Raw genomic sequence first — 22,535 nt, forward strand, 5'->3', positions numbered from 1 at the left:
ATGGCGATAGCCACGAGTGCCAGCCGGACGGCCGCCGGATTAATCCCAGCAGACTGGGATATACGACCTTTGGGTGAGACGCTCCAGTTCATCAGCGGGAAGGCGCACGAGCCTTACGTTTCTCCGAATGGGAGCTTTGTTGTAGTCAACTCGAAGTTCATTTCCACGAATGGTGCAGTAAGAAAGCACTGCACTGTAAACCTGGCGCCTGCTCGTAAGGGTGACGTGCTCATGGTGATGAGTGATCTACCGAATGGCCGTGCGCTCGCGAAGTGCTTTCTCGTGGATACAGACAACACATATGCAGTCAATCAACGAGTATGCATCTTTCGGACGAGTGCTCACGACGCCCGTTACCTGAAGTACATCTTAAATCGAAACCCCTATTTCATGGCGTTTGACGATGGTGTGCAGCAAACACACCTGCTCAACGGCCCGATCAAGAAATGCCCACTCGTACTGCCCAAAAGGCGAGAACAGGTGGCTATAGCGGATGTGCTCTCCGACGCTGACGACCTTGTCGCCGCATTGGAGCGATTGATCGCGAAGAAGCAGGCGATCAAGCAAGGTATGATGCAGCAGCTCCTTACCGGTAACATACGGCTTCCTCGACACTTCGGGACCTGGCGCTCGGATCGTATCGGGTCGGTGTGCGTCGTTGACCCTGAATCACTTAGTCCGGCGACTGTTGCGGCGAGTGCTCAGATTGATTACATCTCGCTTGAGGATGTCAGTAAGGGAAGTGTGCTTGGTAGCACGCGTTACCGGTTTGGTGACGCCCCTTCACGTGCGAGGCGAGCGCTAACTCAAGACGATGTGCTCTTCGGGACCGTACGGCCGAATCTCCAATCCCATGCTCGTTATCAAGGCGGCTTTGCGCGGCCCGTTGCTTCTACGGGGTTTGCGGTGCTTAGGAGCATCCCGAACTTGACCGATCCATCATTTTTGTCGCATTGGGTACTCAGCGATGTCGTATCCGTTCAGATCGGGAAGATTATCGCTGGTTCCAACTATCCAGCGGTGTCTAGCAAAGACGTGCGTCAACTGAACATCGAACTTCCGCCCCTCGAAGAGCAGGTCGATATCGGGCGAACTTTGGACGATGCCGATGCGGAGATAGGTGCGTTGAAGTCACGGTTGGTTGTAACGCAAAACATCAAACAAGGCATGATGCAAGCACTCCTAACCGGCCGGACTCGCTTGATGCCAGCGGAGGTAACAGCATGAGTGTCGTCGGCCAGATCGAGCGCAAGACTCAGGACCGGGTCGTTGGGCTTTTCCGCGACCAGCTTGGCTATGACTACGCGGGCAGCTGGGAATACCGCGAAGACAACTCGCACGTCGAAGTCGAACTGCTGACGCAGAACCTCCTTGCCCGTGCCTACGATTCTGTCCTTGTATACAAAGCGGTTGCCGAACTCAAGAAGGCAGCATCTCTTGGTGGCGGACGCACGCTCTATGAGGCTAACCGTGAGGTATATGACCTGCTTCGTTACGGGGTGAAGGTCAAGCATGGAGTCGGCGAGCAATTCGAGACCGTCTGGCTTGTGGACTGGTCGAACCCTGAAGCCAATCATTTCGTGGTTGCCGAAGAGGTGTCGGTCAAGGGCGAGCACACCAAGCGTCCTGATGTAGTGATCTACGTCAACGGCATCGCGCTCGGCATTATTGAACTCAAGCGTTCCAAGGTAAGTGTCGCCGAGGGTGTTCGTCAGAACATCGGGAATCAGAAGAAGGACTTCATTCGCCCATTCTTCACTTCGGTGCAACTCCTTTTCGCAGGCAATGATGTCGAGGGTCTTCGCTACGGTGTGATCGAGACGCCGGAAAAGTATTGGTTGGAGTGGAAAGAGCCCTCTGAGGTAGAGGAGCCGCTGGATCGTGGCCTGATGCAGATGTGTGCGAAGGATCGGTTCCTCGAGCTGATCCATGACTTCATTGTGTTCGATGCCGGTGTCAAGAAAACCGCCCGGCACAACCAATACTTTGGTGTGAAGGCGAGCCAAGCACGCGTCGCCAAGCGTGAGGGCGGAATCATCTGGCATACGCAAGGCTCGGGCAAGAGTCTGACGATGGTGTGGTTAGCGAAATGGATCAAGGAACACCAGCCGGAAGCGCGTGTACTGATTATTACTGACCGCACCGAGCTTGATGAGCAAATCGAGAAGGTGTTCGGCGGCGTCAACGAGCAGATCTATCGCACGACCAGCGGTGCGGATCTAATCACCGCACTTAACAATCACAAGCCGCAATTGATCGCTTCTCTTGTGCATAAGTTCCGTGGTGATGATGATCGAGAGCGCGACGAGGCGCAAGACTCATTCCTCGCTGAACTGAACTCCAGAATCCCTGCCGGGTTCAGCGCGAAGGGCAACTTCTTCGTCTTTGTCGATGAGGCGCATCGCACCCAGTCGGGCAAGATGCACACAGCAATGAAGAGGCTTCTTCCAGGAGCCATGTTCATTGGTTTCACTGGAACGCCACTATTGAAGGCCGACAAAACCACAAGTATCGAGACGTTCGGTAGCTTCATCCACACATACAAGTTCGACGAAGCTGTCGAGGACGGTGTCGTACTCGATCTGCGCTATGAGGCACGAAATATTGATCAGGAACTGACCAGCCACGATCAGGTTGATAAATGGTTTGAAGCCAAAACTAAAGGCATGACGGACCTGACCAAAGCCGAGCTGAAGAAGCGCTGGGGCACCATGCAGAAGGTGGTTAGCGCTGAACCTCGATCGAAGCGAATCGTGCAGGACATTCTGCTTGACATGGAACTTCGTCCACGCCTAATGGACAGGCGTGGCAACGCGATGCTTGTCGGTTCAAGCATCTACCAGGCATGCAAGTTTTATGAAATGTTCGTCCAGGCTGGATTCAAAGGCAAGGTTGCGATCGTCACAAGCTACGTGCCGATGGCCGGCGACATTTCCAAAGAGGATGGCGGCCACGGCGCAACCGAGAAGCTACGCCAGTACGAAATCTACCGGCAGATGCTCGCGGACTATTTCGATGAACCAGCTGATCAAGCAGTGCTCAGAATCGAGCAGTTCGAAAAGGACGTTAAGCGCCGCTTCATCGAAGAACCTGGCCAGATGCGCCTACTGATTGTGGTTGACAAACTGTTGACCGGATTCGATGCGCCCTCAGCGACCTACCTCTATATCGACAAGACGATGCGCGACCACGGTCTCTTTCAAGCGATCTGCCGAGTCAACCGCCTCGATGGAGACGACAAGGAATACGGCTACATTGTCGACTACCAAGACCTCTTCAACTCGCTCGAAGATGCCATTACCGACTACACATCTGGCGCGCTCGACGGCTACGAGAAGAAAGACATCGAGGGTCTGCTTAAGAACCGTAGCGAGCAGGAACGCAAGGATCTCGATGAGGCGCTTGAGCGAATTCGCGCCTTATGTGAACCTGTTGCTCCGCCGAAAGAAACGCTGCAATACCAACATTATTTCTGTGCAGCCGAGGCGGGTAACGCCGAACAGTTGAAGGCCAATGAGCCAAAACGCGTGGAACTATACAAGTCGGTAAGCGGACTCGTACGGGCTTACGCTGTGCTCGCTAACGATATGGACGCCGCAGGCTATTCGACTGCCCAGGCCGCGTCGATCAAGAAGGAAGTCGCCCATTACGTGGCAGTGCGCGACGAGGTCAAGCTCGGTGCAAATGAGAATGTCGACTTCAAACAATTTGAGGCAGGAATGCGCTTCCTGCTCGATACCTACATTCAGGCAGGTAGCTCCGAAGTAGTCGCCGAGTTTGAAGACACCGGTCTGGTTGATTTGATCGTGCAACGCGGTGCAGGTGCGATCGACGCGCTTCCTCCCGGCATCAAGAAAAACAAGGACGCGGTCGCCGAAACGATTGTGAACAACGTGCGTAAGACCATCGTCGACGAGCGTGCGATGAACCCGAAGTATTACGAGACTATGTCCTCACTCCTTGACGCGCTCATCGAGCAACGCCGCCAAGAGGCAATTGACTATAAGAAGTATCTTGAGGACTTGATCGCCCTTGCGACAAAGGTCGGCAAAAAGGAATCAGACACCGTCTACCCAGACTGGGCAAAGAACGGGGCGCAGAGAGCTCTCATCGACTTCGGCTGGGCCGATGACAATATCGCAATCCAATTGGACGCGGTGATCGGTGTGGCAAAGCCCCATGACTGGGTTGGTAACAAGATGAAAGAGAAGATCGTGGCCAACGCGATCAAGAAGGTACTTCCGGAGGGCTTCGACCGCTTCGAGGAACTCTTCGATCTAGTGAGGGCACGCGATGAGTACCGCTAACGGATACCTCACCGTCGCGGGTATCGGCGTCGACGTGGTTTACAAGAACATCAAGAACATGCACATCTCTGTGTATCCACCGATCGGTCGCGTCCGCGTGGCCGCACCAGACCGACTCGACGAGGAAGCCATTCGACTCGCTGTAGTGCAGCGCCTGCCTTGGATCAAGAAGCAACGCCAACAGCTTAGGGATGCCGAGCGTCAGTCTGAACGTGAGATGGTGACCGGTGAATCGCATTACGTCTGGGGACAACGACTTCGTTTCAAATTGATCGAAGCCAATGGTCGAGCGCATGTTGACATTGTCGGATCGAAGCTCCAACTGTCTCTACCTAGTGGGTCAGAATCTGCGCATCGTAGGAAGCTTCTCGAAGCTTGGTATCGCAAGCAGATCAAAGAAGCCATCCCACCGTTAATCGAGAAATGGGAGCCAATCATCGGCCAGAAGGTGAATGGCTGGACTGTCCGTCGCATGAAAACCAAATGGGGATCATGCAACCCGGACTCAGCAAAACTCTGGTTCAATATCGAACTTGCGAAGAAGCATCCAGGCTGCCTTGAGTACATCGTCGTGCACGAAATGACTCATTTCTATGAGCGAACACACAATGACCGGTTCGTTGAGCTGATGGACAAATATCTGCCGAACTGGCGCGCAACGCGGGATGAACTAAATGGTGCCCCGTTGGCAGAAGAGGAATGGCGTTCGTGAAGATCTCAGTTGCTACTATCCATGGTTTCCGACTATTAAAAGATGCGGTCGTGCATCTTGATCCGGATGTGACAATCGTGGTTGGCCGCAACAACTCCGGAAAGACCTCGCTTGTCGAAGCCTTTTACAAGTTCGTGGGAACCGACAGTAATACGTTTACGCTGGACGACTTCAATCTCGAATTGTTATTGAAACTGCGTATTGCTGGAGAGCTTTGGTTAGAGTCACAAAGCAAGCGCAATGCGGGTGATGCTGCCGAGGCCGATCGTCTTGAGGGTGAGGCGATCGACGCAATTCCTGCGATTCGACTGGATGTAGAGTTTGAGTATGACGAAGTAGATTCGTTGGCTCCTCTCGCGGACCTAATTATGGATTTGGACCCTGAGCGGCATGATGCTCTCGTATCGTGCCGATTTCAGGCGGCGAGACCTCTTGAGATGCTTCGTGCGTTCGCCATCGTTAACGCTGATTCCGGTTTGGATCTCGTTGAGTTCCTGCGAAGACGATTAGGTTCTCATTTTGAAATCGCCTATGTTGCCTTGGATAAAAATGACTTCTCAAACGTTCGAGAAGTATCACGTGCTCAAGTTAGAGACGCGGCATTCTGTAACTTTGTCTACGCACAGAACCTTTTCGACGACACTTCGCTCGATAATGGGCATGGGCTTTCACGTGGGTTTGAGTCCTACTACCGTGCAATCAGTGACACTGACGGCACGGTAGAGAGCCTCGAGTTGGCACTCGCAGATGTGGCGCGCCAACTCGATGGGGAGTATTTAACTCTTTTTGAGGGAGTCTTCCGAGACCTGCGCGAGTTCGGGGTGAATCGGATGCCTAGCCTTCAAGATTTGAAAGTCGTTTCTGAGTTTCGAGCAGCTGACCTGCTAAATGGCAGTACAAAGGTCATGTACGCGCATGGTGCGGATGCAAGCTTGCCTGAGGCGCACAATGGTCTCGGCTATAGCAAACTCATTTTCATCATTCTCCAGTTCATCGCATTCTTTGAGGCATATAACAAAAGGCAGCCGGTTCCCGGCGTTCAGCTTCTTTTCGTGGAGGAGCCCGAAGCACATTTGCACCCGCAGATGCAATCTGTATTCATCAAGAATATTCGCGAGTACTTGTCGTCGAAACCCGGATGGAATGTACAGCTAGTGGTGACCACGCACTCGTCTCATATAGTTGCTGAAAGCGGCTTCACATGCATTAGATATTTTGATGCATCCGACGACACGTTGCAGGTTCGAGATCTAAGCGCTTTTCGATCCAAGCTAAAAGCTACCGATGAAGAGACACTTAAGTTCTTGGAGCAATACATGGTGTTGCATCGATGTGACATGTTTTTCGCTGACAAAGTGGTGTTGATTGAAGGGGCGGCGGAACGGTTAGTTTTGCCCGCAATGATCATGGCTTCGGCATCGGACTTGGCACATCAGTACGTATCGGTAATTGAAGTTGGCGGAGCTTACGCAGTGAAGTTTCGTCCACTGCTTGAGTTCATAAATGTACAAACGTTAGTTATTACCGATATTGATTCGGTGGCTGCTGAGGGCAACCACCCAAAAGTCCCGGTCAAAACCACAGGCGCGATCACGAGCAACGTGACATTGAAAACCTGGTTGCCAAGCCGCACGACGATTGCGGACCTTCTCGTCGCTTCCGACGATGCGAAACTTGATCGGAAGGCGAGGGTTGCCTACCAGATAGCCGAGATCGGCAGGACTGAATGTGGCCGGAGTTTTGAAGAGGCGTTCATTTTGGCGAACGCTGAAGCCCTTGCGACCGCAAGCCAAACTCTCTCCACTAGTCGACTTTTTCTCGATGAAAACGGAGAATGTTTCAGCGCTGAAGTCATCCGTGAGAGAGCGTATGAGATAGCGAAACAAATCGACAGTAAGTCTGACTTTGCCTTTGACGCACTCAAGATACCTAATTGGGTTACACCCAGATATATCTCGGAGGGACTGGAATGGCTAGCACCTCAGAGCAGGTAGTTGAACTACTTAAGCGTCAGCAGAGTTTCATTGTCGAGGCGGGCGCAGGAGCAGGTAAGACGCGCACGTTGGTCGACGCACTGTCATATCTCCTTTCCCATGAAGCGTCGTCTTTTTTGTCAACTAACCAGAAGCTTGTCTGCGTCACCTATACCAATGTGGCAGCTAACGAGATTAAGTCGCGGATTAATCGAGATCCGCTCGTCCGAGTTTCAACAATTCATGAGTTCCTATGGTCCGTGATTGCGCCGTTTCAAGCCGAACTCCGAGATCTAATTGTCGAGCTCAACGCAGCCGCAGTTGGCTCAAAGAAGATTGAGGGGCTGAATCTGACCGGTATGCCCATTGAGTACTGGCAATTTCCACGCAAGTACGAACGCGGAAAGATTGGACATGATGACGTAATTGACTTGTCGTCAAGGCTCTTCGCAAAGTATCCGAAAGTTTCAAGGTTGCTTGCGGATCGATACCCAGTGATATTCGTGGATGAATATCAGGACACTAATCCACGCACAATTGACCTTCTTCTTGACCATGTGCTTGCAAAGAATCCGGGCCGAGTTACTGTCGGCTTATTCGGAGATTACATGCAACAGATATACAACACTGGAGTCGGTCGTGTTGAAAGGGACGACCTTGAAGTCGTACAGAAAGTGGAGAATTTTCGCTGCTCGCTATCAGTTATCTCAGTACTAAACCATTTGAGGCCCGAGCTCAAACAGGTTGTCGGTGGAAACAACTCGCAAGGATCTGCTCGATTCGTCTACATGAGAAACGGGAATGGGGACGCCGCCGCCGTCGCAGAAATCCGGGAAGAGTTGGTACGAGAGGGCTGGAGCGAGTCGTCATCCAAAGTACTAATGCTCACGCGTCGTGGTATTGCCGACAGTTTAGAGTGGCCACAGCTGTTGGCTGCATATCAGGCACGATCGAGCTTCGGAGTCGACAATTTGATGACTCGCGAAGATGAGTTTGGCGAGTTCTTTGCCTCGATCGAAGAGCTCGCAGCAGCGTTCGATGCACAGCGGTTTGGAGACTTCTTGGCGATGCGAGGGCGATCAGGTGTGCGGATTCTTCAGCATGACGACAAGACCGCTGTGGTCAACCAAATGACCAAGTTGAATCAGCTTCGCGAGAATTCTTCAGTAGGAGAGGTGGTGGATTTCGTAGTGCAAGATGGTCTACTTCGAAAGCCACGTCGCCTTCAGGCTCTAGAGGATCGAATTGAGTTAGCTGAAGATCCTGAGCGGTCTGAGCGTGACTCTGTGTTCTTATCGAGCTTGAGGGATATTCCCTATTTAGAGATCATCAAGTTCGAGCAATACTTAAACAATGAGACTCCCTTCTCAACGAATCATGGAGTGAAGGGTGAAGAGTACGAGGACGTACTGGTTGTGCTCGATGACAGGCTTTGGAATCAATACAAGTTTGAGAGTGTCCTTGCTGGTGATACGTCAAAGACGCAGTATCAACGCTCGCTCAACCTATTTTACGTTTCGTGTTCTCGAGCAAAGAAGAATCTAGTAGTCCTGGCTCTTTCACCAATGGGAGTGTCCGCCGTCGATGGGGCTAAGCGAATCTTCGGTGAAGATATGGTCCGAGAAATTGGCTGACTTCGCATACTGATTTGACTGTTTCACGAAGCGTTTCGCTCGGTCGCTATTTCCGTGTGCTTGAGCTTGGTCGACCCCGAGGCCTGGATCTCCACAGACCTAAGCTCAACTGACGCGGGTATGCGCTTCCTAGCAAGGCGACCGGCGAACTCGGTCGAGCGCGAGTGCCACAGGTTCACGTTGAATTCTAGCGGCTGGTCAGGGATCGGAGTTGGATCCCAGAGCACACGCTCGTAAATTACAGTGCCGTCTACCTTCCATCTAATGGCGTTAGGTTTCCAGTCGATTTCGTATACGTGGAAGTCGGCGGCAGCATCGAAGCCGAGGTCGATTACGGTTGGGGTGCCACGATATCCGTACTCCAACTTCGTGTTGTCAGGGCCGGGGTTGTAATAGACATTGACGAGCATCTTTGTCGTGTTCTTACCTAGAAACTCGATGTCAATCTCCTGGCGTGGGCCGTTTCTATGCAAGAAAACCCCCGTGATGAGCCCAGGGACGTTTGATGGCCGAAGTTCTGCTCTAAAGGACCCGTAAAGGTAAGACTGGCGACTGGCAATGGCGGCTGATGAGAATTCCCGTACCGGTGTTTCCTCTTCGCGCAGCGTGAGCACGGCTCCAAGGCCCGCTTTTTCGCTGAAGTTTGCGTGTGTAAACAGTGCCAAGTTGCTTGGAAATGTATCGTCTCGGACCCTCCAAGTTGCGTCGTCTAGCGTACCTTCCTTCATCCAGTCGATGACGGCGGTGTCGCTGTCCAGAGCAGCATCGACGTCCATCGAGATTCCCTTCCAGTGTCCGCGCTCTGATCTTAAGATCCAGGGTGATGCGTCGAACTTGAGGTCTGTCGCCACGAGAGCGGTGTTGATCACCTTTTTGTTGGACGCGGTTCTTTGGCCGATGTCCGCGTCATCTGGATACATAAACGGCGGGTAGTCGATCTCAAGGAAGTTGCTTAATGCGGCCCACTTATCCTTCATGGTTGGTCCAAGTTCTAAGACTTGGTTAGATCGCGTGCACGATGGAACTTTGCTGTCGGATGTGACAATGAAAAGTGCGCCGGGGTTCGACTCGGCGATTGTGGCTAGTATTTTCGGGTTGAACGATCCTATGTTGACGTAGGCGTTGAAGAGTCTGTTGCGTTGGCCGGAGAGAAGCTTTGCCATTTCCTCGGAAGGAAGAGAGTGGTGATCGCTGAAGCACGTATAGCCCAGCATAGAGAGTGCCTTTGCGAGCGCGGTTAAGCCGGAGTCTCTGTTTCCGACAGCAATGACCGGACCTTTCATCTTCCTGGCTGTCGTCAAAAGCGGCTTCTCGCGAGTGATGACCCCTACCTGTGAGAGCACGGGAAGTACCGAGTAAGAATTGGTTGAGGGTTCGTCGATTCGTTGCTCAATGATGGGCCGCGCTGCGGTGAATACTTTAAGGCTGGAGAATTGAAAGTTCAGCCAGAGATCGATCGGCCCAAAAGCAGGGAGCCGTTCAAGTAGTTTCCGCGCTCCATCTCGTGTGAGTACATACCCGGATGCTTCCCATATTCCTGCTTTAAGCCGCTGAATAGGTTTTTGGTCGCGTGGTGAGGTCAAGTCAGATACGTCTTTGAACGCAAGGTATAGGAGGTCGAATTCGGGCTTCTTTGCTGCGTCCTGCGGTAGCCCCGACCATGTCGCCTGCAGCTCACGGGCAAAGCCAGGAGCCATGAATACGTCGTCCTCGAGCACGAGCGCGCTTGGAACGTCTCCATCTGCGATTAGCCTCCAGACTTCAATATGGGATAGCGCTATCGCTATTTCCTGACGTGTCATTGTGATTTTGTGCGCACGAGTTTCACTATCGATTTTCAGGAGTGGATTGGGGTTCACGGTGAGCTGGTCGGCGAGTGTGAACGTCGGAATTAATATCGAAAGATCAAGCGGAGATTCCATGTGTCTTGCGTCGATGGCTGAGAATCTTCGGACGATTGTCGATAGTCGCTCACCATGCCGCTCGTAGAACCGATCCAGTTCGCGACGAAGCCAACGCCATCGATCAGGTTTGCGGTCGAGATTAATTACATAGATCCGTTGCAAAGCGTCCGGCTGATGGCCGCGTGAGAACACCGTGGCATGTCGGCGTAGGTCTAGTTTCCGCATACGGAGTCGAAGTCGGTGAGCGAAACGTTCCCTGAAGTCGCCAAATGAGAGCGTATTCATGAACGAGACAACCTGTTGTTCCGTTTTAGCGTCGATCTATTCATAACCGCGTACCCAATGTCTCCAGTTGCGATGATCAGAGCGATACGCGAGTGGCCATTCAGTTGTCGCGAAAGAGTTCCAATCTGGAATCAGCTTGAAGTCGAATTTTGAGTTGGCCTGGCGCGCCCCGAGGGCATGAAGCACAAGACACATCGTCAAGTTTCCGGGTCCAGTCAGAGACTGAATGTCTCGGCTGTTCTTGTCGGATGAGAGCAATTGCGACGTCGCGCTCTCCAGTGCCCGCTCAATCACTGGGTGGCCGGGTGGCGCAATGAGCGGGTTGTTATTGACATAGAAGATCCGTCCTTCACTGTCTTTCGTTTTGGCCGAACTCACTGGGTCGACCATGGAGCCGGTCGCCAGGTCATAGCAAAGGGGTTGAATTTTAAGACAGCTATCGGATATCAGTTCCTCGATGCGGCCTCCTTGATAGCTGTCGTCTGCGTCGATGTAGACGCCACCTACTTTCATGATGAAGCACAGCCGGAAATAATCTGCGCGCATGGCCGGATGACTGCACCTCTCGAATGCACGAACATGTCGAACACCGAAGTTCTTTTTGATGAATTGCGCTGCACTTAGGTCGTCGAACAATAGGCGTTTGAATCCGGAACTCTCTAAGGGAGTCCAGCTATCTAGGCACGCCTGAACATCTGAAGGCACAGAGTCCGCATCATCCCAAAATTGAACTAAAACGCGCGGCGGGGTTGGGGCGTCGCCTGTACATAAACTATGTTCAGCGTCGGCGATGAGTCGTTGCATAAACTGCGATCTCAATTTGTGGTCATCAGCGACTTCTGAAGGTGTCATTTCTGGCTGTTCATGAGTGAGCGTCATATCTAACCATGAGTATGGGAGCAATCATGATTCCCGTCAATCTCCCGCTATCCCTCTTGTTTCCTCTCATGGGGCTGCATCGAAGGTCGCTTTCTTCCATGAGCATCTCTTGTCGCAACGCCCCGTTGTTTGAGGTAGTTGAACACAGTGCGCGCCGAGATACCTACTTCGTCGGCCACCTTCTCCATGGATAGCCCCGATTCGTAGAGTCGGATCATGTCATTGACCTGTTTGGTGGTTGCGGCCCGAAGCCGTATCTTTACACCCGCCGACTTTAGACGTTCTGTGATCGTGGTTCTATGGCAGCCGAACTCTGCCGCGAGTTCGTGAACCATCACACCGTCCTTGTAGCGCTCGATCATGCGCTCGGCCTCTGCCGTGGTCAGCCGTCGTTGCCGTTGGCGAATTAGCGCTACTCCTTCATAATCAGGCGCAGACTGCGGCTTTATTGACCCGTGGAGTAGTTTCAACAGGGAGACCCATTTATCTGCGTCAGCAGTGGACAGATCCACCACGGGAGAAGACGCGGGTTGGGAATCGACGTGAAATCGTTTCGAGAACTGCATGAGTCTGATGGGCCACTGGTTCTGCCCAATGCCTGGGATCTCGGCTCCGGTATTGCGTTTGCTTCGGCGGGTTTCCTCGCCATCGGCACCACGAGTTTCGGCATCTCTGCCAGTGCCGGATTGCCTGACGGCGGTCGCTCGAGCAAGCAGCCGACGGCGATGCTCGCGGCGCAGTTGTGCGGGCTCCCGGTACATGTCACCGCGGACATCGAGGAAGGCTATTCGGACGATCCTGCCGAGGTTTCCGCGTTCGTCGCCGAGCTGGTGGCCATGGGCGTCGCGGGGGTCAACCTGGAGGACAGCAAGGACGGTCATCTCGCCGACCCGGCCGTCCTGGCCGCGAAGATCGCCGCAGTCCGGCGGGAGAGTCCTGGGGTGTTCGTCAATGCCAGGGTCGACAACCTGTGGTTCGGGGAGGACGCCACGGCGGATGCCGTGCTGCTGCGTGCCAGGATCTATGCGGATGCCGGCGCGGACGGCATCTTCGTCCCTGGCCTGACGGAGGCTGCAGACATCCGGACCATCGCCTCAGGGATCGGATTGCCGCTCAACGTGCTGGCGCATCCTTCACTCACCGTCGCTCAACTGGGCGAGTTCGGAGTCCGGCGCGTGAGCTCGGGTTCCCTGCCATACCGTGCGGCCGTGGACGCCGCAGTGTACTCGGTCGTCGCCCTCCGTGACGGCAAACCGGCGGTGACCGCCACCCCCTACTGGGAGATGCAGTCGCGCCTCGTGGCGTTCAGCCGCGGCATCGTCGGCTGATCGGGTTCACTGCCCGTTGTCGCGGCCCGAAATCGCGGCGGTCTACGTGCCCGTCTCGGTCTCCTTCGGCAACTTGCGCACCCGTGCGCGACGTCGACGGCGCTCCGGGATCATCGAACGCATCTCCTCGAGTTTGCCGAAGCACAGCAGCCGATCGCCCGCCTCCAGGACGACATCCTTCTTGGGATTCGCGATGACGCTCGTGCCCCGATGCAAGGTCAAGGTCGTGATGTCGCGCTCCCACAGCCCGGCCTCGCGCATGGTCTTCCCGACCAGCTCGGCTCCCGCGTGCACGACGAGTTCTGCCACCCCGTACCCCGTCGAAAGGCTCAGGCGCTGCCGGACATCGATTTCCGGGAACGCGACCTGGTTGCCGATGTAATCGATGATCGCGCCGGCGACATCCAGTCCCGTCGCGCGCTCGATCCCCTCAAGCCCGGGGGACGAGTTGACCTCCATGACGAGGGGACCGTCGGCGCCCTCGAGCATGTCGACGCCGGCGACCCGCAATCCCATGATCTGAGCAGATCGGACTGCGGCCTGTTCGAACTCCTGGGTCAGCTCGACGGGCTCCACGGTACCTCCACGGTGCACGTTCGACCTGAACTCGTCGCCCACCGCCACCCTGCGCATGGCCGCCACGACCCGGTCTCCGACGACAAGGGCGCGGATGTCCTTCCCGCGGCTCTCGGCGATGAACCTCTGGATCAGGACGTTCTGCTTCGTGGAGTGGAGGGTCTCGATGATCGCCTCGGCGACCTTCACCTCCGGGGCGAGGATCACGCCGATCCCCTGCGTGCCCTCCAGGAGCTTGATCACCACGGGTGCGCCGCCGACCTTCTCGATGGCGCCCCGCACGTCGCCGCGATTGTGGACGAACGTCGTCGCCGGCATTCCGATGTTGTGCCGCGACAGGATCTGCGTCGCCCGCAGCTTGTCTCGCGAGTTCGTGATCCCGTTCGCGGTGTTCGGCGTGTAGACATCCATTTGCTCGAACTGGCGGACGACGGCCGTGCCGAAGTAGGTGATCGAATTGCCGATGCGCGGCAGGATCGCATCGTAGTCGGAGAGGAGCTTGCCGCGATATTGGAGGTCCGGTTCCGCTCCCGAGAGGTCGATTGCGAAGCGCAGTGTATTGAGGACCTTGACCTTATGGCCGCGCTGGGCCGCCGCCGTGCGCAGCCGCTGCGTCGAATAGGCCTGTGGCGCTCGCGAGAGAATTGCCAGTTTCACGGTGTGCCCCTGCCAAGATGGTGTGGTGAACGCGGAACACCATTCAAGCACCATCGTGGGATGGCGCGAATGGGTGAGCCTTCCCGGGATCGGAATCCCCTGGATCAAGGCCAAGCTCGACACCGGCGCACGAAGTTCCGCCCTGCACGCCTACGACATCGAGGAGACGTCGGATGGCGAGCGGGTTCGCTTCAAAGTCCGGCCGTGGCAGCGGTCGCTCGAAGACATCGTCGACGTGGAGTGCCCGGTGCACGATCGCCGCAGGGTGCGCAGCTCATCCGGCCACTCGGAGGATCGCATCGTGGTGCTCCTGGATGTCGAGATCGGTGGTCGCCGGGTCGCCGCGGAAACGACGCTCACCGAGCGGGATCAGATGGATTTCCGGATGCTGATCGGCCGCGAGGCACTGCGCCAGGGATTCCTCGTGAACCCGCACAAATCGTTCATCACGGGCCGGGCGCCGAAACTCGTTCGGCGCCGCAACCGCGACCGCGCGTAGGAACCGGAGCCGATCGGGCTTCAGCTCGCGTGCAGCGGTTCGTGCAGGAGAGGGCGCGTCGGACGTGCCGGCGCGCCCCCGCTTCACACTTCGATCGGTAGTTCGTATACCTGGTCGGTCGGGTGACCCGCCCTCTCGTGGATGCGCATGATCGCTTCCTTCGACGGGCCGCTCGAGAGACAAAATACCTTGCCGGAGTCCGGGTCGAGCCACGCGCGCTCGAAGTGGACACCTTCGTCGCCCTCGATGGCGAGGTCGGCGGCATGCGCTTCAGCGAGTTGTTCCTTCGTCACTCCGACGAAGCCGTCGTGAACGTCCATGAACTGTGCCATGTAAAACTCCTTTCGTGCATAGTGGGAACAGAGTAGCCTCCGGGGGCCCACTCCGTAACCCGTGAGGGAAAACTCGCGTCGCCGGCTCGCGGGCCGTCCGAGACAGGCGGCCTGAGATCGTTACTTGAGCAGCCGGGACAGCACCCGGTCGGCGAGCGGCCTGCCGCCGGTCTGGCAGGTCGGGCAGTACTGGAACGTCGAGTCGGTATAGATCACCTGGCGCACGGTGTCCCCGCACACCGGGCAGGGCTCGCCGGTGCGCCCATGCACGTGCAGGCCGGACTTCTTCTCGTGTTTGAGCTCGGATGCCGCGAGCCCGTCCGCGCGTTCGATCGCACCGCGCAGGGTCGCCTGCATCGCGTCGAACAGTCTGGCCGCGTCATCCGGGGACATGGCGGCCGGCTTGAACGGGGACATCTTCGCCGCGTGCAGGATCTCGTCGGAGTAGGCGTTGCCGATCCCGCCGATGACGCTCTGGTCGCGCAGGAGTCCCTTGATCTGCTTGCGTCCGCCGGCCTCGAGAATGCGCTGAAACTGATCGAGCGTGAAGCCTTGGTCGAGGGGATCCGGGCCGAGTCGCGCGATGCCGGGAATGTCGAGCGGGGAGTGCACGATGTGAATGGCGAGACTCTTCCTGGTCCCCGCCTCGGTGACGTCGAATCCTGAGCCCTTCGCCAGGGCCGTGCCGTCGTGGCCAGTGCCGTCGTCGAGCACGAGACGCGCGGCGAGTGGATTCCTGCCGGGGCGGCCGGAGCGCTGCGGGGCTGAGTCGCGCCAGCGGATCCACCCGGCCCTGGCGAGATGAAGGATGAGGTGAAGGTCACGCTCGTCCTCGCGCTCGAGTGTGAGATCGAGGAACTTGCCGCGCCTCGCCACGTCCCCGACCGTGCGGCCTGAGAGCGCCGAGACTGGAGGGTCGAACGTCTTGAGCGCCGCGAACGCGACGATCTCCAGACGATCGACGACCCGCCCGAGCAGGTGAGAGCGCAGATCCGTCACGAGGGCGTGCACCTCGGGCAGCTCCGGCATCCCACCAGTGTGCCCCGGTCACGGTCGTGCGTCCATCGCGCTGTGGACGCGCCCGCTCCGGTGGAAACCCGGCGTGGCCATCGCATCGCCGGAAAGCTGATAGTTTCTGGGGAATTCAATTGCATTCAGGGGGAAATCTTGACCACACGACGACTCGCGCCCGTTTTCGCCTTCGCAGCCTTCGCGCTTCTGCTCAGCGGATGCACATTCACCGCGAACCTCACCGTGCCGCCGGAGTCCGTGGCCACGGTGGCCGAGGATGCTCTCGAGGCCGAGGTCGGTTCCCGCCCGGCCATCGACTGCGGTGACGAGGATGTCGACCTCGTGAACGGAACCGAGGTCGCCTGCGTGCTGACCGATCCCGCAACATCGATCGAGTACGACGCCAAGGTCGTGATCGATGACGTGGAGGGGACCAAGTACCAGGTGAACGTCACCGTCGCCGACGAGCCGCGCGCCGGCTCCGTCCCGGCTCCCGACGTGGAAGAGCCGGCGGCCGAAGGAATCCGGCACTCGATCGCGGCCGCGTCCGTGAGCAAGCTCGCAGCGGATGCACTCTTCAAGGAGGCGCCGCCGTATTTCGAGGTCGACTGCGGTGACAGCGATCTCGACGTCTTCCTCGGCGCGGTGTTCGACTGCTCGGCGACTCACCCGGAGGGTGCGGTCTACGACGCCGCCATCACGGTGACCGATGTCACGGAGACGACGTACAAGATCGATGTGGTGCGCGCGGCGGCTCCTCGCAGTTAGAGCCGCTGATCCCCGGAGACGGCGAGAACCGGGCCGCCGAGGATCGCCCGCATGGGAAGCGCGACGTCGTCGTGTTCCTCACGAGCCAGACGATCTCCCTCTTGGGCGGCGCGCTGTACGCCATGGCATCCATCGTCTCGATCTTCTTCGTGGATGTCGTGACCGCCGCGATCGGGATCGTCCTGCTGGCGACGCTCGCCGTGCCCACCGTCAGGAGAGCCCGCGAGGAGCACCCCAGCTACTTCGTGGACCTCGTCGAGGGGGTGAAGTACGTCGCCCACCACGCCTTCGTGCGATGGCGGCGGCTGCCACTCCCGCACCGACCGCTCCCTGAGGAACTCGCGGATGCTGAGGGCCGGAAGGTCGCGGCACACCACGTCGAGCCCCTGGCGACCGTATGGTGGTGTCATGGCCCTGGAAGAGCACCCGAGGCATCCGACCGTCTCGAGTGTCGTCGTCCTGGTGCTCGTTGCGGTCGTCGGACTGCTGCTGGGTCTGTTCGGGTCGACCTTCGGGCCGCTGTACCCCGCGGGGGTCGGCTTCGTCGTGGCAGTGGTCGGAGCGATCGTTGCGGTGCGCGTTGCCCCGTGGGGCTGGGTGCTCGTCGCGCTCGGTGCTGCCGTCATGGTGGGCGCCGGGCTCTACGTCGCACTGGGGGTGCACGGCCCGCTCTAAACCGTTCAGTACGACGCTCGCCCACTGGACGCGCCACTACGGGGAGGATCCCACCGGCTGGAGCGAGGACACCCGGCTGTACCGGATCGAGCCGACCTGGCTCGTCGGCTACCGTGGCGACCAGGTGCGGCGCGCCTAGTTCTCGCTACGGCCGACTCGCCAATATCCCATGAAGGCGACGCTCGAGCGATCCAGCCCGGTGTCGCGCACCAGAAAGCGGCGCAACTCCTTGATGCACCCCGCCTCGCCGGCGAGCCAGGCGTAGAGCGTCTGGGCGGGCTCGGTCGTGGGAACCTCCCACAGCACCTCGCCATCGACATCCACTTCATCCAGTTGGGCGAGTAGTGATGCGCCGCCGCCCGGATTCAGCTCGCCCACCCACCGGCGTACGGCCGCATCGAGCAACTCCCCCTGGCGTGGCTGGGAGGCGGCATCCCGCGACAGCCACGTAACGGCGACCCCGGCCGGCCCGGGAACCGGCAGCACGTCGCCAGCAGTCGGAACCTCGATGAACGCCTGGCCGCGGGCCTCGGCGGGCAGCGACTCCAGGATGCTGCAGATCGCCGGTGCGGCCGTCTCGTCCCCTGCGAGCAGCACCAACGCGGCGGCGCCCGGATTCCATTCGACACCGCCGATCCGCGGATGGTCCGCCTCGACAAGTGTGCGGACGTCCGGGCCGATCACCAGCAGGTCGTCGCCGACCGCGGCCGAGGAGACCCAGCGGGTCGCCGGTCCGGTGTCGCCGTGCACGACGAAGTCGACATCGATCTCCCGCTGCTCGATGCGTGCCGCCCTCACGGTAAAGGTGCGAAGGATGCAGCGGTCCTCCTCCGGGCTCGCCCGCCACTGGTCGTACCAGCCGCTCGTGTCGCGGGGGAAGGTGCCGAGCCCCTTCCCGCCCGGGAAGACCAGCTTGATCCGCTGATCGAGCCCCGCGAACAGGAAGTTCTCGAGCTCATCGCCGCGGAACGTGACGCGGACGAACGACGGTCCGAGTCGGCGGATACCGGACACCGCCACCGCGAAGACTGCGTAGTCGACCATGGGCTAGCTCCGTTCGCCAAGACTGGACAGGAACCGGGAACGCCACAGCAGCCAGGCGAAGTACGGGGCGCCGACGATCGCCGTCACCAGGCCCGCCGGAAGCTGTCCCGGGGCGATCACGGTGCGCCCGATGGTGTCCGCCACGCTGACCAGGATGGCTCCGAGCAGCGCCGCCGCAGGGATCACGCGGGAATGCCTGCCGCCCACCAGAACGCGCGCCGCGTGCGGGGCGACCAGCCCGACGAAGGCGATGACGCCGACGGAGGACACTGCGGCGGCGGTCAGCGCCACGGCAATCGACAGCATGGCCAGTCGCGACCGGCCGAGGGGGACACCCAGCAGGCGCGGGGTGTCGTCGTCGAGCGCGAGCAGATCCAGGTTTCGTCGTCTCCAGACGAGGATGGGCAAAGCGATCGCCACCGCGACCAGCACCGGCAGCGCGGATTCGAACGACCGGCCGTAGGTGGAACCGGAGAGCCAGGTGAGCGCCTTCGTCTCGTTGTAGGGGTCGGTGAGCACGATCAGCAGGGTGATGACCGCGAGCGTTCCCGCGGCGACCCCGATGCCGATGAGCACCAGGCGGTTCTGCGAGAGGCCGCCCCGGGCCGCGAGCCCGAACACGAGCGTGGCGCTCAGAGCCGCCCCGGCGAGCGCCGCGCCGGTGACGAGCCACGCGCCGGCCAGTGGAACCGCCGTGATGACGGCGATCGCACCGAGTCCTGCGCCACCGACGACGCCCAGGATGCCTGGCTCGGCGAGCGCATTCCGCGACACCGCCTGCACGATCGCCCCGGCGAGCGCGAGTGCGGCGCCGGCGAGTAGGGCGACGAGCACCCGCGGCATCCGGGTATTGAGGATGAACGTCGTGGTGTCGCCAGCGCGCCCGGTGATCCAGTTCGCCACATCCCCGAGCAGCATCCGCGCGTCCCCGAGCAGCGTCGCCGCGATGACCGCGCCGATCGTCGCTGCGGCGATGATCCCGATCGTGAGGAGAAAGCGACGGCGGGTTCGCAGGCGGGCCAGGGCGATTCGCGTCGAGGTGATGCCGGAGTCCCCGACCCGGTACGCGAGCGCGATCAGGAACGCCGCCCCGAGCAGGGAGGTCACGACGCCCGTCGGCACCTCGACACCCGCCTGCGCGCCGAGGAGCCCGCGCAGCGCCACGTCGGCGCCGAGCACCACCACGATTCCCACCAGACCGGAGACCGGCACGAGCACGCGGTGCCGATACAGCCCCCGGATGCGTGGGGCCAGCAGTCGCACGATCGCCGGTGCGCACAACCCGACGAACCCGATCGGCCCGGCGATCGTCACGGTCGCGGCCGACAGCAGCACGGCGAGGGTCACCGCGATGATCCGCGTGCTGCGCGGGTCGACGCCGACGACGCGGGCGCTGTCATCGCCGAGGGAGAGGATGTCCAGACGGCGGGACAGCACGAGCAGGCCCGCAATGCCGATCAGGATCACCGGCGCCATCTGGGCGGCCGCCTGGATGCCGATCTGGCCGAGCGACCCGCTGCCCCACGCGAACAGGCCGATCGTCTCCTGGCTGAACAGCAGGAGAAGCACCGCGGTGATCGACGCCAGCCCCAGCGCGATGGCGGACCCGGCGAGGATCAGCCGCAGCGAGCCGCTGCCGCCGGAGGACAACGACAGCACGAGCGCCGCGGCCAGCAGCCCGCCGCCGAACGCGACCAGCCCGGCGGGCAGCACCGGAAGGGTCACCCCGAACGCGGCAACGGCGACGATCGCGAGGAACGCGCCGGCATTGACCGCCAGGGTGTCCGGCGAGGCGAGGATGTTGCGGGAGACCGATTGCATCGCCGCGCCGGCAGCGCCGAGCGCCAGCCCGACGAGGAGGCCGGCGACCAGTCGCGGCAGTCGTGACGCGATCACGACCGCGGCGGCATCATCGGTTCCCCTGCCGGTCACCAGGTCGAGCAGCTCGCCGGCACCGACCGCCGCCGTGCCCTGCGTGAGGTGCACGACGGCGAGCAGCAGGATGACCGCGCCGACGCCGCCGATGAGCGCGGGCAGCCCCCAGCCCACGCGGGCGATCGGCCGGGTCAAGGTCAGTCCGTGAGCGCTGCGACCAGCGCGTCGATGTACTGCTCCATCGACGACGGCCCGCCGAACATCCAGATCCCGTCAGGGAGCCGGTGCACGTTCCCAGCCGTCACGAACGGCAACGACTCCCAGATCGCGTTGCCGGCGAGACCCGTGGTGAACGGGTCGGTCTCTGCGGTGCCATTGGTGATGTAGACGAAGGTCACATCGCCCAGCGCCGTGAGCCCCTCGACATCGGTGCTGGCCAGCCCGTAGTCCGGGTCGCCCTCGAGGGTCCACGGCGTGGTGAGGCCGAGGGACTCGTTCACCGCCGCGATCAGCGAACCCGAGACGCAGGGGCGTATCGACACCTGGTTGGAGGCCACCCAGCCGTCGGCGAACGCGACCGGCTCGCCGGTGAGGCCTGCGGCGCTGAGAGCGGCAGCGCCTTCCGCAACATCCTTCTCGTACTCCGCGAGCAACGCCTTCGCTTCGGTCTCGGTTCCGGTAGCCCTGGCGATCAGGTTGACGTTGTCGTACATCTGCTCGATCGGGCGGCTCGCGTCGGCGGAGCGAACCACGAGGACGGGCACGAATTCCTCCAGTTGCGCGATCGCGGCCTCCGGCAGGTCGGTCGTCGCGACGACGAGGTCCGGCTTCAGCGAGGCAATGGTTTCGACACTGGGTTCGCCGCGCACGCCGATATCGGTGACGTCGTCCGAGAGCGACTCTGCGGAGACCCAGGCGGTGTAACCGTCGACATCGGCCGCGCCGACCGGCATCACGCCGAGGGAGACCAGGTGCTCGAGAACGTTCCACTCCGTCCCGACCACCCGGCTCGCCGGACCGTCGAGTTCGACGTCGACGCCGCGCGCATCCGTGATCGTGATGGTGTCGGCGGATGTCTGGGCACCGTCATCGGGTTCCTCGGTCACGCCGCAGCCGGAGAGGGCGAGTGCGGCGGCAATGGCCGTGGCGACCAGGGGGAGCAAGCGGGATCTCATGGTGCGGCGATCAGCCTTTCGGATCGTGAGTGATGGCGGCCGATCGCGCGGGTGCGCAATCCACCGGTGAAGGGGTCGGTGTCGACATCGATGCGGATGCCGTAGACAGCGGTCAGTCGGTCGGGGGTGAACACGTCGTCGGCGGGCCCACTGGCGACGACCCTGCCTTCCGAGAGCAGTACGACATCGTCGGCGACGGCTGCGGCCTGGTCGAGGTCGTGAAGCACGACGCCGATCGTGACGTCGTGATGGTCGGCGAGATCGCGGATGAGGTCGAGTGTCTCCACCTGATAACGCAGGTCGAGGAAGGTGGTCGGTTCATCCAGCAGCAGGATGCCGGTGTCCTGGGCGAGGCAGCTCGCGAGCCAGACCCGCTGGAGCTGGCCGCCGGACAGTTGCTCGACACTGCGATCGGCGAGATCGTCGACGCCGGTGACCGTCATCGCGCGAGCAACGGATGCCGCGCCGTCCGGGTCGTTGGACCTCCATCGCCCGCGATGGGGGTGACGCCCGAATTCGACGACGTCGCGCACGCTGATCCCGCTCGGCGCCGTTCTGCTCTGGGAGAGCAGGGTCAGTCGGCGGGCGAATTCGGAGCGGCGCAGCATGAGCGCATCGGCGCCGTCGTCGAGAATGATGGTGCCCGCCTGCGGTCGATGCAGGCCGGCGATGGCGCGCAGCAGAGTGGACTTGCCGCTGCCGTTCGGTCCGACGAGCGCCGTGACCTTGCGCGGTGTCAGCCGGAGATCGGCCGCATGAACGACCGCGGCCGACCCATAGGAGAGGGTAAGGCCGGCGGCGGTCAGGCCCTGCGGCGAACGGCTCTCCGGAAACGACATGAGGTAAGGCTAACCTAATCTCGCCGAGGGTGATGTCGCGCGACTCGTGGCACACCGCGTGC

Annotated in this window: 20 protein-coding genes; 9 read left to right on the top strand and 11 right to left on the bottom strand. The window is 59.8% G+C overall.

Annotated elements, in window-relative coordinates; genetic code table 11:
* The 5 genes from BKA04_RS09490 to BKA04_RS09510 are packed head-to-tail and all read left to right on the top strand — an operon-like array spanning position 1 to position 8,626.
* Positions 1–1,227 carry a restriction endonuclease subunit S gene (locus tag BKA04_RS09490; protein ID WP_104096190.1) on the top strand — a complete coding sequence of 409 codons (1,227 nt, stop codon included), beginning with the start codon at positions 1–3 and terminating at the stop codon, positions 1,225–1,227.
* Complete coding sequence (locus tag BKA04_RS09495; protein WP_104096191.1) at positions 1,224–4,307, top strand: type I restriction endonuclease subunit R; 3,084 nt, start codon at positions 1,224–1,226, stop codon at positions 4,305–4,307. The genes BKA04_RS09490 and BKA04_RS09495 overlap by 4 nt, the downstream gene beginning before the upstream one ends.
* Entirely contained in the window at positions 4,294–5,019 is a 726-nt protein-coding gene (locus tag BKA04_RS09500) for a M48 family metallopeptidase (protein WP_104096192.1), read from the top strand. The genes BKA04_RS09495 and BKA04_RS09500 overlap by 14 nt, the downstream gene beginning before the upstream one ends.
* Positions 5,016–7,013, top strand: coding sequence for an ATP-dependent nuclease (locus BKA04_RS09505; RefSeq protein ID WP_167309721.1), 1,998 nt, complete (start codon positions 5,016–5,018; stop codon positions 7,011–7,013). Before BKA04_RS09500 ends, BKA04_RS09505 begins: the two co-directional genes overlap by 4 nt.
* The gene (locus BKA04_RS09510) at positions 6,989–8,626 is read left to right on the top strand and encodes a UvrD-helicase domain-containing protein (RefSeq protein ID WP_104096194.1); all 1,638 of its coding nucleotides are present in this window, start codon (positions 6,989–6,991) and stop codon (positions 8,624–8,626) included. Before BKA04_RS09505 ends, BKA04_RS09510 begins: the two co-directional genes overlap by 25 nt.
* A gap of 23 nt (positions 8,627–8,649) precedes the next feature.
* Here BKA04_RS09510 and BKA04_RS09515 read toward each other — a convergent pair whose 3' ends face one another.
* Genes BKA04_RS09515 through BKA04_RS09525 form a run of 3 tightly spaced genes read right to left on the bottom strand, consistent with a single transcriptional unit; the run spans position 8,650 to position 12,209 of the window.
* Positions 8,650–10,815, bottom strand: a complete 2,166-nt coding sequence (locus tag BKA04_RS09515; RefSeq protein WP_104096195.1) for a family 16 glycosylhydrolase — start codon at positions 10,813–10,815, stop codon at positions 8,650–8,652.
* Between the two features lie 36 nt (positions 10,816–10,851).
* A complete protein-coding gene (locus BKA04_RS09520; protein ID WP_134542285.1) occupies positions 10,852–11,694 on the bottom strand; it encodes a glycosyltransferase family 32 protein in 843 nt (280 codons plus the stop codon).
* 47 nt (positions 11,695–11,741) lie between these two features.
* Positions 11,742–12,209, bottom strand: a complete 468-nt coding sequence (locus BKA04_RS09525; protein WP_167309723.1) for a helix-turn-helix domain-containing protein — start codon at positions 12,207–12,209, stop codon at positions 11,742–11,744.
* A 27-nt stretch (positions 12,210–12,236) separates the two neighbouring features.
* On the opposite strand from BKA04_RS09525, the gene BKA04_RS09530 reads away from it, so the two are divergent.
* On the top strand, positions 12,237–13,022 hold the full coding sequence (locus BKA04_RS09530) for an isocitrate lyase/PEP mutase family protein (RefSeq protein ID WP_198413318.1): 786 nt from the start codon (positions 12,237–12,239) through the stop codon (positions 13,020–13,022).
* 42 nt (positions 13,023–13,064) lie between these two features.
* Here BKA04_RS09530 and BKA04_RS09535 read toward each other — a convergent pair whose 3' ends face one another.
* A complete protein-coding gene (locus BKA04_RS09535; protein WP_104096196.1) occupies positions 13,065–14,255 on the bottom strand; it encodes a RimK family alpha-L-glutamate ligase in 1,191 nt (396 codons plus the stop codon).
* A gap of 25 nt (positions 14,256–14,280) precedes the next feature.
* Here BKA04_RS09535 and BKA04_RS09540 point away from each other — a divergent pair, with 25 nt between their 5' ends.
* Positions 14,281–14,754: an ATP-dependent zinc protease family protein gene (locus BKA04_RS09540; protein ID WP_198413319.1), complete on the top strand. Its 474-nt coding sequence runs from the start codon at positions 14,281–14,283 to the stop codon at positions 14,752–14,754.
* 83 nt (positions 14,755–14,837) lie between these two features.
* Here BKA04_RS09540 and BKA04_RS09545 read toward each other — a convergent pair whose 3' ends face one another.
* Together BKA04_RS09545 and BKA04_RS09550 are read right to left on the bottom strand one after the other, a co-directional pair.
* Positions 14,838–15,086 carry an SCO4226 family nickel-binding protein gene (locus BKA04_RS09545; RefSeq protein WP_104096197.1) on the bottom strand — a complete coding sequence of 83 codons (249 nt, stop codon included), beginning with the start codon at positions 15,084–15,086 and terminating at the stop codon, positions 14,838–14,840.
* Between the two features lie 120 nt (positions 15,087–15,206).
* Positions 15,207–16,115, bottom strand: a complete 909-nt coding sequence (locus BKA04_RS09550) for an Fpg/Nei family DNA glycosylase (protein ID WP_104096198.1) — start codon at positions 16,113–16,115, stop codon at positions 15,207–15,209.
* A gap of 138 nt (positions 16,116–16,253) precedes the next feature.
* Between BKA04_RS09550 and BKA04_RS09555 the strand changes: the two genes are divergently transcribed.
* On the top strand, positions 16,254–16,865 hold the full coding sequence (locus BKA04_RS09555) for a hypothetical protein (RefSeq protein WP_174719825.1): 612 nt from the start codon (positions 16,254–16,256) through the stop codon (positions 16,863–16,865).
* Here BKA04_RS09555 and BKA04_RS09560 read toward each other — a convergent pair.
* Entirely contained in the window at positions 16,862–17,275 is a 414-nt protein-coding gene (locus BKA04_RS09560) for a hypothetical protein (protein ID WP_104096199.1), read from the bottom strand. The genes BKA04_RS09555 and BKA04_RS09560 overlap by 4 nt on opposite strands.
* Here BKA04_RS09560 and BKA04_RS09565 point away from each other — a divergent pair.
* On the top strand, positions 17,274–17,540 hold the full coding sequence (locus BKA04_RS09565; protein WP_104096200.1) for a hypothetical protein: 267 nt from the start codon (positions 17,274–17,276) through the stop codon (positions 17,538–17,540). The two genes, BKA04_RS09560 and BKA04_RS09565, sit on opposite strands and share 2 nt — an antisense overlap.
* Before the next feature lie 135 nt (positions 17,541–17,675).
* Here BKA04_RS09565 and BKA04_RS09570 read toward each other — a convergent pair whose 3' ends face one another.
* From BKA04_RS09570 to BKA04_RS09585, 4 genes are read right to left on the bottom strand one after another with little or no spacing between them, the layout of a single operon-like run.
* Positions 17,676–18,584 (bottom strand): siderophore-interacting protein, encoded by a 909-nt coding sequence (locus BKA04_RS09570; RefSeq protein WP_104096201.1) that lies wholly within the window; start codon positions 18,582–18,584, stop codon positions 17,676–17,678.
* 3 nt (positions 18,585–18,587) lie between these two features.
* Positions 18,588–20,660: an iron ABC transporter permease gene (locus BKA04_RS09575; RefSeq protein ID WP_104096202.1), complete on the bottom strand. Its 2,073-nt coding sequence runs from the start codon at positions 20,658–20,660 to the stop codon at positions 18,588–18,590.
* A complete protein-coding gene (locus tag BKA04_RS09580) occupies positions 20,657–21,634 on the bottom strand; it encodes an ABC transporter substrate-binding protein (protein ID WP_104096203.1) in 978 nt (325 codons plus the stop codon). Before BKA04_RS09580 ends, BKA04_RS09575 begins: the two co-directional genes overlap by 4 nt.
* Positions 21,631–22,473, bottom strand: coding sequence for an ABC transporter ATP-binding protein (locus BKA04_RS09585; RefSeq protein ID WP_104096204.1), 843 nt, complete (start codon positions 22,471–22,473; stop codon positions 21,631–21,633). The genes BKA04_RS09580 and BKA04_RS09585 overlap by 4 nt, the downstream gene beginning before the upstream one ends.
* Positions 22,474–22,535: the final 62 nt, after the last annotated feature.

Source organism: Terrimesophilobacter mesophilus, from assembly GCF_014200375.1.
Lineage (GTDB): Bacteria > Actinomycetota > Actinomycetes > Actinomycetales > Microbacteriaceae > Terrimesophilobacter > Terrimesophilobacter mesophilus.

Coding starts and splice junctions, on each gene's coding strand:
- BKA04_RS09490 (WP_104096190.1), top strand. CDS start 1: ATGGCGATAGCCACGAGTGCCAGCCGGACGGCCGCCGGATTAATCCCA.
- BKA04_RS09585 (WP_104096204.1), bottom strand. CDS start 22,473: ATGTCGTTTCCGGAGAGCCGTTCGCCGCAGGGCCTGACCGCCGCCGGC.
- BKA04_RS09560 (WP_104096199.1), bottom strand. CDS start 17,275: ATGACACCACCATACGGTCGCCAGGGGCTCGACGTGGTGTGCCGCGAC.
- BKA04_RS09550 (WP_104096198.1), bottom strand. CDS start 16,115: ATGCCGGAGCTGCCCGAGGTGCACGCCCTCGTGACGGATCTGCGCTCT.
- BKA04_RS09500 (WP_104096192.1), top strand. CDS start 4,294: ATGAGTACCGCTAACGGATACCTCACCGTCGCGGGTATCGGCGTCGAC.
- BKA04_RS09545 (WP_104096197.1), bottom strand. CDS start 15,086: ATGGCACAGTTCATGGACGTTCACGACGGCTTCGTCGGAGTGACGAAG.
- BKA04_RS09580 (WP_104096203.1), bottom strand. CDS start 21,634: ATGAGATCCCGCTTGCTCCCCCTGGTCGCCACGGCCATTGCCGCCGCA.
- BKA04_RS09520 (WP_134542285.1), bottom strand. CDS start 11,694: ATGACGCTCACTCATGAACAGCCAGAAATGACACCTTCAGAAGTCGCT.
- BKA04_RS09515 (WP_104096195.1), bottom strand. CDS start 10,815: ATGAATACGCTCTCATTTGGCGACTTCAGGGAACGTTTCGCTCACCGA.
- BKA04_RS09565 (WP_104096200.1), top strand. CDS start 17,274: ATGGCCCTGGAAGAGCACCCGAGGCATCCGACCGTCTCGAGTGTCGTC.
- BKA04_RS09570 (WP_104096201.1), bottom strand. CDS start 18,584: ATGGTCGACTACGCAGTCTTCGCGGTGGCGGTGTCCGGTATCCGCCGA.
- BKA04_RS09510 (WP_104096194.1), top strand. CDS start 6,989: ATGGCTAGCACCTCAGAGCAGGTAGTTGAACTACTTAAGCGTCAGCAG.
- BKA04_RS09495 (WP_104096191.1), top strand. CDS start 1,224: ATGAGTGTCGTCGGCCAGATCGAGCGCAAGACTCAGGACCGGGTCGTT.